This is a genomic window from Vreelandella zhaodongensis, from assembly GCF_013415115.1.
In the GTDB taxonomy this organism is placed as follows: Bacteria; Pseudomonadota; Gammaproteobacteria; order Pseudomonadales; family Halomonadaceae; genus Vreelandella; species Vreelandella zhaodongensis.
In genome coordinates this window covers 664,373-673,724 of the sequence record NZ_JACCDD010000002.1, presented here as the reverse complement: position 1 = coordinate 673,724, position 9,352 = coordinate 664,373, and the positions used below count along the sequence as shown (strand labels likewise).

The 9,352-nt window shown below is 54.8% G+C and carries 10 protein-coding genes; 3 read left to right on the top strand and 7 right to left on the bottom strand.

Annotated features, from left to right (window positions below; translation table 11 throughout):
- Positions 1–338: 338 nt before the first annotated feature.
- Positions 339–1,364 carry an aspartate carbamoyltransferase gene (pyrB, locus tag HZS79_RS06470; RefSeq protein ID WP_162219911.1) on the top strand — a complete coding sequence of 342 codons (1,026 nt, stop codon included), beginning with the start codon at positions 339–341 and terminating at the stop codon, positions 1,362–1,364.
- Positions 1,365–1,446: 82 nt separating this feature from the next.
- Here the strand turns inward: pyrB and ruvX are convergent, their stop codons facing one another.
- The 7 genes from ruvX to HZS79_RS06435 form a co-directional block, all read right to left on the bottom strand.
- Positions 1,447–1,902, bottom strand: a complete 456-nt coding sequence (gene ruvX, locus HZS79_RS06465; protein WP_162219912.1) for a Holliday junction resolvase RuvX — start codon at positions 1,900–1,902, stop codon at positions 1,447–1,449.
- 12 nt (positions 1,903–1,914) lie between these two features.
- Positions 1,915–2,472, bottom strand: coding sequence for a YqgE/AlgH family protein (locus HZS79_RS06460; RefSeq protein WP_162219913.1), 558 nt, complete (start codon positions 2,470–2,472; stop codon positions 1,915–1,917).
- Positions 2,473–2,545: 73 nt separating this feature from the next.
- Positions 2,546–3,502, bottom strand: coding sequence for a glutathione synthase (gene gshB / locus HZS79_RS06455; protein ID WP_162219914.1), 957 nt, complete (start codon positions 3,500–3,502; stop codon positions 2,546–2,548).
- Between the two features lie 76 nt (positions 3,503–3,578).
- Positions 3,579–4,283: a CvfB family protein gene (locus HZS79_RS06450; RefSeq protein ID WP_009723382.1), complete on the bottom strand. Its 705-nt coding sequence runs from the start codon at positions 4,281–4,283 to the stop codon at positions 3,579–3,581.
- 256 nt (positions 4,284–4,539) lie between these two features.
- Positions 4,540–5,307, bottom strand: coding sequence for a 16S rRNA (uracil(1498)-N(3))-methyltransferase (locus HZS79_RS06445; RefSeq protein WP_179927354.1), 768 nt, complete (start codon positions 5,305–5,307; stop codon positions 4,540–4,542).
- Positions 5,308–5,310: 3 nt separating this feature from the next.
- Positions 5,311–5,820: a protein-export chaperone SecB gene (gene secB, locus HZS79_RS06440; RefSeq protein WP_162219916.1), complete on the bottom strand. Its 510-nt coding sequence runs from the start codon at positions 5,818–5,820 to the stop codon at positions 5,311–5,313.
- Positions 5,821–5,894: 74 nt separating this feature from the next.
- Positions 5,895–6,317, bottom strand: a complete 423-nt coding sequence (locus tag HZS79_RS06435; protein ID WP_162219917.1) for a rhodanese-like domain-containing protein — start codon at positions 6,315–6,317, stop codon at positions 5,895–5,897.
- Positions 6,318–6,570: 253 nt separating this feature from the next.
- Here HZS79_RS06435 and gpmI point away from each other — a divergent pair, with 253 nt between their 5' ends.
- Both gpmI and HZS79_RS06425 read left to right on the top strand, forming a co-directional pair.
- On the top strand, positions 6,571–8,133 hold the full coding sequence (gene gpmI / locus HZS79_RS06430) for a 2,3-bisphosphoglycerate-independent phosphoglycerate mutase (protein WP_162219918.1): 1,563 nt from the start codon (positions 6,571–6,573) through the stop codon (positions 8,131–8,133).
- Complete coding sequence (locus HZS79_RS06425) at positions 8,133–9,275, top strand: murein hydrolase activator EnvC family protein (protein WP_179927353.1); 1,143 nt, start codon at positions 8,133–8,135, stop codon at positions 9,273–9,275. The genes gpmI and HZS79_RS06425 overlap by 1 nt, the downstream gene beginning before the upstream one ends.
- The last annotated feature ends 77 nt before the right edge of the window (positions 9,276–9,352 follow it).

Genomic DNA, 9,352 nt, shown 5'->3' with positions numbered 1-9,352 from the left:
CTACGCATTTCCTGGTGTTTGTCAATCACTGTTTTGAGTGAGTGAAGCGAGTGCGTTAAGAAAGCGAGATAACGTTGCTTTCTTTTAAACTCTCTTAACTTCCTGACAAACCGAAGGTTTTCACCTTCAATCACCACTGGTAACGCTGTGCGTCCCCGGCAGCGGATGCGTACTTTACGGATTCGCTGCCGTCTTGGCAAGGGCTATTTATAGATAAATGCAAAAAAGTTTTAAGGCAAACCGTTTTGCGTTTGAAAGCGCTTCGACGGCACTCCATTGACGGTTACACTTACTCAAGCTTTATAGCACCCAACGCCCACTTCATTTTGAGGTCCGTGATGAGCCAGCATCTATTAACTGTCGATTCATTACAGCGCGAAAGCGTTGACCACCTTCTACGCGTTGCGGCGCGTATGGAACCTATTGCCAGTCGCCGCCAAGTTACCCGGGTGCTGGAAGGTGCTGTGCTTGGTAATTTGTTCTTTGAAGCAAGTACACGCACACGCGTGAGCTTCAATGCCGCGTTTTGCCGCTTAGGAGGAAGCGTGTGTGACACCACCGGTTTTACCTTCTCTTCTATGGCCAAAGGTGAGTCGCTGTACGATACCAGCCGAGTGATGAGTGGTTATTGCGATGCGATTGTCATGCGCCATCCCGATCAAGGATCGGTAGCGGAGTTCGCGGCCGCCACCAATGTGCCGGTAATTAACGGTGGGGATGGCCCAGGTGAACACCCAAGCCAGGCACTGCTTGATCTTTATACGATTGATAAAGAGTTTCAGCGGCTGGGCAAATCACTCAACGGCGCGCATATCCTACTCACCGGCGATTTGAAGTATGGCCGTACGGTACATTCGCTAATCAAGTTACTGTCTCTCTATGATCCACTGCGCATCACCCTGGTATCACCGCCGGGCCTGGAAATGCCAACCGCGCTGATTGACCTAGTGACATCGCGTGGGCACCGCGTCGAGCAACGCGACTCACTCGCCAGCGACTTCTCAGATCTAGACGTGGTGTACACCACGCGTATCCAGAAAGAGCGTTTTACCGATGAAATGAACGAGAGTTTTCAGGGGCTTTCTGATGACTTTATGGTTAATCGTGACTTTCTTGATCAGCGCTGCAGCCAGAGCACCATTGTCATGCACCCACTACCCCGTGATAGCCGCCCAGGCGCTAATGACCTAAACGTGAACCTTAACGGTGACCCACGTTTGGCGATTTTCCGCCAAACCGATAACGGGATACCGATGCGTATGGCTATTTTTGCCACACTATTAAAGGTAGATGAACTGATCGAGAAAGACCTGCGACCAGTGCGCTGGTTTGTGCCTGGGCAAGTCGGAACATTAGACCACTAATGCACATGACGTTTTAGTAGCGCCCAGCTCTTAGTTGAATCTAGCGCTTTAGTTAAGCGTAGCGGCTAGTAGAACGAGCGTCTTAGTGAGCTATCCGCCCGCCGGGAAGCCCTTCCTGGTGGGCAAACCACCCTTCTAGAATCAGCACGGCAGCAATGCCATCGACGCTTTCTTCTCGGTAGTTGCCACGGTGGCCCGCGGCATGGGCGATCTGCTTCGCTTCGCGAGTAGAACCACGCTCGTCAACCATTTCACAGGGCTTGCCATAACGCCCGTGCAGGCGGTTACCGAACTTTCGTGCCCGCGTGCTCATCGCTGATTCAGTACCATCCATATTCAGCGGCAGGCCGACCACAAACAGGTCAGGCTGCCACTCCTCGACTAACCGTGTAACAACGTTCCAGTCAGGAATGCCGTCGCGAGCGGTTAGCGGCGTTAGCTCGCGTGCACTATTCAGCAACTCGTTACCTACCGCGACGCCAATACGCCGAGTACCAAAATCAAACGCGAGTATTAGCCGTTGCCCACTATCAGCCATGCCATTTAACCATCACGCATGCCCCGCGTTGCGAGTCATCAGGTTTAGATCAACGCCAAGTATGCCAGCGGCAGCGGCTAAACGCTCCGCGGGCGGGGTACTGAACAAGACGCTGCCCTGGCCTTCGACGGTCAACCAGGTGTTCTCTTTTAGCTCATCTTCCAGCTGTCCAACATCCCAGCCAGCGCAGCCTAGGCACACCAGAAAATCCTCGGGGCCGGTATCGTCGGCAAGCGCCTGAAGAATATCCATGGAAGTGGTGAGCGCAATACCGTCCTCCACCTGAACACTGGAGTCCCACTCCTGGCTATCACCGATATGCAGAATGAAGCCACGATCCTTATGCATAGGGCCGCCATAATAGACCGGCGCGTTGCGATGCGGGCTGTCATCTCCCCCTAGTGAGAGCTGCTCAAACAACGCGTCCAGCGTGATTTCAAGCGGGCGATTGGCAATGACCCCCATGCAACCATTGTGATCATGGTCGCAAAGATAGATCAAGCTACCCGCGAAGTTGGGGTCTTCCAAGTGCGGCATGGCCATCAAAAAGTGATGCTTAAAACTTTGCATGCGTCTCCTACGGCTCGCTGAACACTCAGCGAGCCTCGCGTTATTTGGCGAATAGAACGTTCAACGGCATCGGTTAGTGAAGGCGACGCTCAATGGCATCCAGCAGCATTCCAGCAATGTTCGTGCCGCGCTGATCATCAATTTCACGTACACAGGTGGGGCTGGTGACGTTAATTTCAGTGATGTAGTCACCAATCACATCTAAACCAACGAACATTAGTCCTTTTTCACGAATCATGGGCTGCACCTGCTGAATCAACCAGTGATCGCGCTCGGTGAGCTCGCGACTAACGCCACGACCGCCCGCTGCGAGGTTACCTCGGGTTTCACCCGCCGAGGGAATCCGCGCCAACCCATAGGGCACGGGTTCACCGTCAACCAGTAAGATGCGCGTATCGCCATCCTTGATCTCGGATAGGTAACGTTGCGCCATGATTTGTCGCTGGCCGCGCAGCGTCAACTGCTCAATCACCGCACCAATATTGCGGCCATCGGGGCCAATATGAAAAATACCGGTGCCACCCATACCATCAAGCGGCTTGAAAATCACATCACCGTGCTCCGCGTGGAAAGCACGCAGAACATCATCACGACTGGCAACAACGGTGGGCGCGCAGCACTGGGGAAACTGTTGGGCAAACAATTTTTCATTACACTGGAGCAAAGCAGCCGTTGGGTTGACCACCAACACGCCTTCGCGTTCAGCAAACCCCAAGAGATGAACCGCATTAGTAAAGTCAGCATCTACCGGCGGATCTTTACGCATTAACACAACATCTAGTTCCACCAGCGGGCGCTGAGCCGCTTCACCAAGGTCGTACCAATGATTTGGGTCGCGATGCACCGTTAGCGGGCGCATACGCGCATACGCCTGCCCCGCGTTCAAGAAAAGATCTTCTTGTTCCATGTAGTGCAGCGTGTAGCCGCGCTCCTGCGCCGCCCACAGCATCGCCATGGTGGTATCTTTCTTGTAAGCGATGTCGCTGATGGGATCCATCACCACACCGAGATGCAACGTTGATTGGCTCATCGGGGTAACATCCATACATAAACAATAGGTAAGCAGTATGCCGCACTGCCTGCACAGCTCCAACCGCCGCTAGTGGCTACTCGCCTTGCCCATCTGTTAACGCACCAGGCACAAGCCGGATAGCGCCAGGTTCCAGCGTGATTAACTGCTGTTTATAAAGCCGCCCTATGGCCTGCTTATAAGCGCTTTTGCTAACACCTAGTCGCGTCTTAATATCATGTGCAGAGCTTTTATCACCCAACGCGAGATACCCCCCACTTTCACGCAACGCCTGCAGCACTTTATCGCCCACTACATCTAGACGTGCCACCCCCGGAGGTAGTAAACAGATATCAACTCGGCCGTCTTCGCGACGCTGCTTTACATAGCCTTTCAGCGACTGCCCGCGGCGCAGCGGTTGGGTAATATCATCTTGATAGATCAACCCCCAATAGCGGTGATTAACCACGACTTTCATCCCAAGGTCGGTGCGGTCGGCCACCACCACGGCCACTTCATCACCTTTTTCCAGCGCCCAGGCGTCGTCTGTTAAAAAACGATCCAGGCGCATGGTAGCCACTGGCCGCCCCTGGTCATCGCTGTACAGCATGACCAGTACTCGCTTACCGGGGTCGGGGCGAAAGCGCTGCTCGCTATAAGGCAGCAGTACATCTTTGGGCTGCCCCCATTGCAGAAACGCCCCCGTGCTATTAACCGCCGTCACGGTTAAATAGGCCACGTCACCCAGTTGGGCAGCGGCGTCGCTAGCTGAGCGGGGAGAAGAGTGTGACTCACGGACCATGGGTACCGTCCTTACAGAAAGTAGATCTTCATTATGGTGCCTTGCGAACGCAAGGCAAAGCGCAGCCATTATCAGTCAATTCGACAGCGCATAAATAGCGGTTGCTGCCGCTTAACAGGGCAGCAACCAGTCAGTAAGCACTTACTTTCGAAAGCCCCTAAAAATAAGTTCTTAAAAAGAAAGTCTTAAATAATGAGCTCTTAAAAGCGAGCACCTACCAGCGAGCACTTAAAAATGAGTGTTTAAAAGTGAGTACTTACACATCACCGAAGTGGTGCTGCAGCAGTGTTAGTGCAACAACAGGCGCCGTTTCGGTGCGCAATACTCTTGGCCCGAGCGTCAGCGGTGTAAAGCCGCCCGCAACGGCAGCATTAATATCCACATCGCTTAAGCCACCCTCTGGGCCAATAAGCAAGGCGACAGAAGCAGGGTTGTCTTGCCGATCAAACGCATTACCGGTAGCCAAATGCAGCATCAAACGTAGCGGTTCGTGTCGCTCGGCTAACCAATTATCAAGCGTTTTTGGAGGATAGACAGGCGGGACAACCGCGCGCCCACTCTGCTCACAAGCGCTAGCCGCAACAGCCTGCCAGTGAGCCAGCTTTTTCTCTTCGCGATCCCCTTTAAGGCGCACATCGCCCCGCTCGGTATAGAGCGGGGTAATCGCTGCAACGCCCAGTTCCACGGCTTTTTGAATGGCGTAATCCATTCGGTCGCCTTTCGAGATCGCTTGGCCAAGGTGCACGGCTAGCGGTGACTCACCGCTGCCTTGCCAGATAGCCTCAATAGCCACGGTGGTGTGCTTGCGCCCCACCTCAGCTAGGCATACTCCTGCCTCTTGGCCATGGCCATCAAACAGCACCAGAGGCGCACCCACCCCCATCCGCAGCACCCGAGTCACGTGTCGCGCAGGGCCTTCGGGCAGCGTTAATATTGCGCCCACTGAAAACTCAGCGGGCACATAAAGGCGGGGCATCTTGCCGTGTAGCGCAAACCAGTCAGCGGCGTGCAACGTTTCCGACATAGCTTAGTGCGTATTCTCAGCGGCTTGCTGAGCTTCTTGCGCTTCACGCTGCTTGCGCTGGGCGTACATGGCTTCAAAGTTCACCGGCGCCAGCATTAACGGCGGGAAACCGCCACGATTGACGAGATTATCAATGCACTCACGGGCATAGGGGAACAGCAAGTTGGGGCAGAACGCACCCAGGGTTTGTTCCAGCTGTGCACCTTCGATACCAGAAATACGGAACAGGCCCGCTTGCTCTACTTCAGCAAGGAACGACGTCGTGCCGGTTTCACTATCGTTGACCTGAGCCGTCACCTTAACAACCACTTCGTACTGATCGTCAGCCACTTTCTGGCTAGTCGTATTCAGGTCCAGGTTTACCTTCGGCTTAAACGCCTGCTTGAATACGGAAGGAGAGTTCGGCGCTTCAAACGAAATGTCTTTTACGTAGATGCGCTGTAAAGAGAATTTCAGCTGAGGTTTTTCGCCTTCTGCGGCAGCTGCCTGCGGGGTGTTGTTATCTTCCGCCATCGGGATACTCCTAATTGTTTATCCAATAAAAAAGATGCGCGCCTGCGCATACAGCTTAATTAATTTCTGCGTAATTACTTTTTCACCACCGGAAGGCCATCCGCCTGCCACTGCACCATACCGCCTTTAAGCTTGTTGGCACGCTCAAAACCTGCTTTAGCAAGCTTTGACTGGGCAGCGCCAGAGCTCTGGCCATGCTTACATACCACGATGATCGGCTGGCTTTTTACTTTCTCCAGTTCACTCATGCGGCTGTCGAGGCTGCTTTGGGGAATATTGCGTGCCCCTGCAATATGCCCGGCTTTGAAGTCTTTGCTTTCACGGATATCCAGTACCACCGCGTCTTCACGGTTGATAAGCTGAGTAGCCTGGGTTGAAGTCACGGCATTAGTGGCGGCACTGCGCGCTTCGTACGCCACCCATGCTATTAATACCAGCAAAAACGCCCCGACAAGTAGGGGGTGGTTCATTACGAATTCGAACAGCTGATCGATCATCGCGAACACAATCTCTTGGTCTATGCAGAAAAAAGCGGCCTAGCCGCCTCCAGAAACGCGACAAGTATACACGTCACACGGCATACCGCGCAGGCCATGACGACCAACGGCTGCCTGCGTTATGATGCCCCATGCGCGCGCGCGTCGCGACCCCGATTATAAGGTGTTGTCTGAAAACGGCTTGAGCAGCCTTCACCCGCGTTTCAAACAGCACCTCACGTCGCTTTAGCTGACCAACATAACGAGGTTTTTCATGGCTACAACTGCACCGCGCCCTGTGGCGCTGATCATTCTAGATGGCTACGGCCACAACCCCGATAGCGCTCACAACGCGGTGGCCGCTGCCAATACGCCCAACATGGACAAGCTGTGGGCCAACCGCCCTCATGCCTTTGTGCACACCGATGGCCGCCATGTGGGCCTCCCTGACGGGCAGATGGGTAATTCCGAAGTAGGCCATATGAACATTGGTGCCGGACGCATTGTGTACCAGGACTTCACCCGCATCACCAAGGCGATCGAAGACGGCGATTTGGATACCAATGAGGTACTGACCAAGCCCATCGACGAAGCCGTTGCCAATGGCCGCGCCGTTCACTTGCTTGGTTTGCTTTCTCCTGGCGGCGTACACAGCCACGAAGATCACTTTATTGCCATGGCTGAACTGGCCGCCCGCCGCGGCGCACAGCGTATTTTTGTACATGCGTTTTTGGATGGCCGCGATATGCCGCCGCAAAGTGCGCTACGTTCGATCGAGCGAGCCAACGCCCGTCTGGCGGAGTTGGTTGGCGCTGATAACGGCTTTGTTGCCTCAGTGATTGGCCGCTTTTATGCAATGGACCGCGATAACCGCTGGGAGCGCGTAGAGAAAGCCTACCGCCTGCTGACCGACGGCCACGCAGATTTTATCGCCTCCAGCGCGGAAACCGCACTACGCGATGCTTACCAGCGCGGCGAAACTGACGAATTCGTGGCCGCCAGCAATGTGCCAGTCAACGACAAAGCGATGACCTTGCAAGATGGCGATGCGGCTATTTTCCTTAACTTCCGCTCTGACCGTGCCCGTGAGCTAACCCGTGCCTTCGCTGAGCCTAACTTCAACGGTTTTGAGCGCCGGGTGTGCCCAACACTGGCTGGCGATGGCTTAGTCATGATGACTCAGTACGCTGCTGACATCCCAGCACCTGCCGCCTTTCCACCATCTGACCTCAACGACACCCTAGGTGAAGTCGTCGCTCAGCGCGGCTTAACGCAGCTGCGCATTGCCGAAACTGAGAAGTACCCACACGTCACCTTTTTCTTTTCGGGAGGTAATGAGTCCGAGTACGAGGGCGAAAAGCGCATTTTAGTGCCCTCACCCCGTGATGTTAAAACTTACGACGAAAAACCTGAGATGAGTGCCTTTGAGATCACCGATCATCTAGTCGAGGCCATCGACAGCGGTCATTTTGATTTGATGGTATGCAACTATGCCAACGGCGACATGGTTGGCCACACTGGTGATTTCAACGCTGCGGTAAAAGCGATTGAGACTGTCGATACCTGCGTGGGTCGCGTGGTGGACGCCATTGAGAGAGTCGGTGGCGCTTGCCTAATTACTGCCGACCACGGTAATGCCGAGCAGATGGTGCACCCAGAAACCGGCGCCCCGCAAACAGCCCACACCACCTTTATGGTGCCGCTGATTTACGTAGGCGAGCGAGCAGGCAGCTTGGAGGACGGACGCTTGTGCGATTTAGCACCGACGCTGTTAACCATGATGAGCCAATCCATTCCCGATGCGATGACGGGGAAACCACTGATTAATTTCGATTAATGCTTATTCGGCGAACGTTAGCTACCGCACTCATGCTGGCACTTGGTTATGCGCCAGCAAGTGTTGCCCAGCAAGATGAACAGGCAGCGCGCCAGCAGCTAGATACGATTGGCCAGGAAATTGACTCCATGGCTCAGCGCCTCCGTGAGACGGAGCAAGCGCGTGACAGCGCCGAACGCGAGCTGCGTAAAGTGGAAACGGAGCTTGCTCAGACTCACCAGCGCCTAGACCAACTGCAATCTGAACGCCGCCAACTGGCCGATGAGATGGATCAACTCCAACAGCACCGCGAGCGTCTACAAGGCGAGCGTGACGCCCAGTATGCTGCGCTAGGCCAACAGTTGGCAGCCCTTTATCGGCTGGGGCCAACGCCTCAGCTTAAATTATTGCTGAACCAAAGCGACCCCGCCGAACTAGACCGCATGCAGGCATACCTGAATAGGCTCGCCCAGGCACGTCAACGGCGCCTTGACGATATTGGCCGTCTGGATACAGCCCTAGCTGACACCGAGCAGGCACTTGGTGAGCGTCAAACACGGCTGGATGCACTAGGTGATGAACTAGATGCGCAGAGTAGACTGTTGGCGCGCCGTACTGAAGAGCGTCGTGGCGTTGTGGATACGCTGGATGACCGCTACGGTAGCGAAGCTGACCGCCTAGCCGATCTTAACCAGAGCCGCGAGCAAGCTGAGCAGCAGCTACGCGCCATTCAGGCGGAGCTAGCACGTTTAGCTGAGCCCACGCCCAGCACGCACATCACCCGCACCCAGGGCGACCTACCCTGGCCAGTACAAGGCTCCATCACGGCAACATTCCAACGTCGAGACGGCGTCCACTATAATGGCATTGTGATTCAAGCAGACTCCGGCAGCTCAGTGACGGCTGTGCATAGTGGTCGCGTGGTATTTGCTGACTGGATACGCGGCTTTGGCAATCTGCTGATCATTGACCACGGCGACCAAATTATGACCCTTTATGCCCACTTACAGCAGTTTAGCGCTCGGCCTGGTCAACAGGTAAATCGTGGTGCTGAAATCGGCCGCGTTGGCAACAGCGGCGGCCAGTCACGCTCTGCTCTTTACTTCGAAGTGAGGCGTGGTGGTCAGCCAATTAACCCGCAACGTTGGATTGCACGCCGCTGACGGGATAAGCTGGCTCATATGAATTTACAATTCAACGTATCAATTAGCGCAGCGCCACCACACGCTGCCCCTCGCAT

Coding starts and splice junctions, on each gene's coding strand:
- HZS79_RS06445 (WP_179927354.1), bottom strand. CDS start 5,307: ATGTCGGAAACGTTGCACGCCGCTGACTGGTTTGCGCTACACGGCAAG.
- HZS79_RS06460 (WP_162219913.1), bottom strand. CDS start 2,472: ATGCAAAGTTTTAAGCATCACTTTTTGATGGCCATGCCGCACTTGGAA.
- secB (WP_162219916.1), bottom strand. CDS start 5,820: ATGGCGGAAGATAACAACACCCCGCAGGCAGCTGCCGCAGAAGGCGAA.
- ruvX (WP_162219912.1), bottom strand. CDS start 1,902: ATGGCTGATAGTGGGCAACGGCTAATACTCGCGTTTGATTTTGGTACT.
- HZS79_RS06450 (WP_009723382.1), bottom strand. CDS start 4,283: ATGGTCCGTGAGTCACACTCTTCTCCCCGCTCAGCTAGCGACGCCGCT.
- gshB (WP_162219914.1), bottom strand. CDS start 3,502: ATGAGCCAATCAACGTTGCATCTCGGTGTGGTGATGGATCCCATCAGC.
- pyrB (WP_162219911.1), top strand. CDS start 339: ATGAGCCAGCATCTATTAACTGTCGATTCATTACAGCGCGAAAGCGTT.
- HZS79_RS06435 (WP_162219917.1), bottom strand. CDS start 6,317: ATGATCGATCAGCTGTTCGAATTCGTAATGAACCACCCCCTACTTGTC.
- gpmI (WP_162219918.1), top strand. CDS start 6,571: ATGGCTACAACTGCACCGCGCCCTGTGGCGCTGATCATTCTAGATGGC.
- HZS79_RS06425 (WP_179927353.1), top strand. CDS start 8,133: ATGCTTATTCGGCGAACGTTAGCTACCGCACTCATGCTGGCACTTGGT.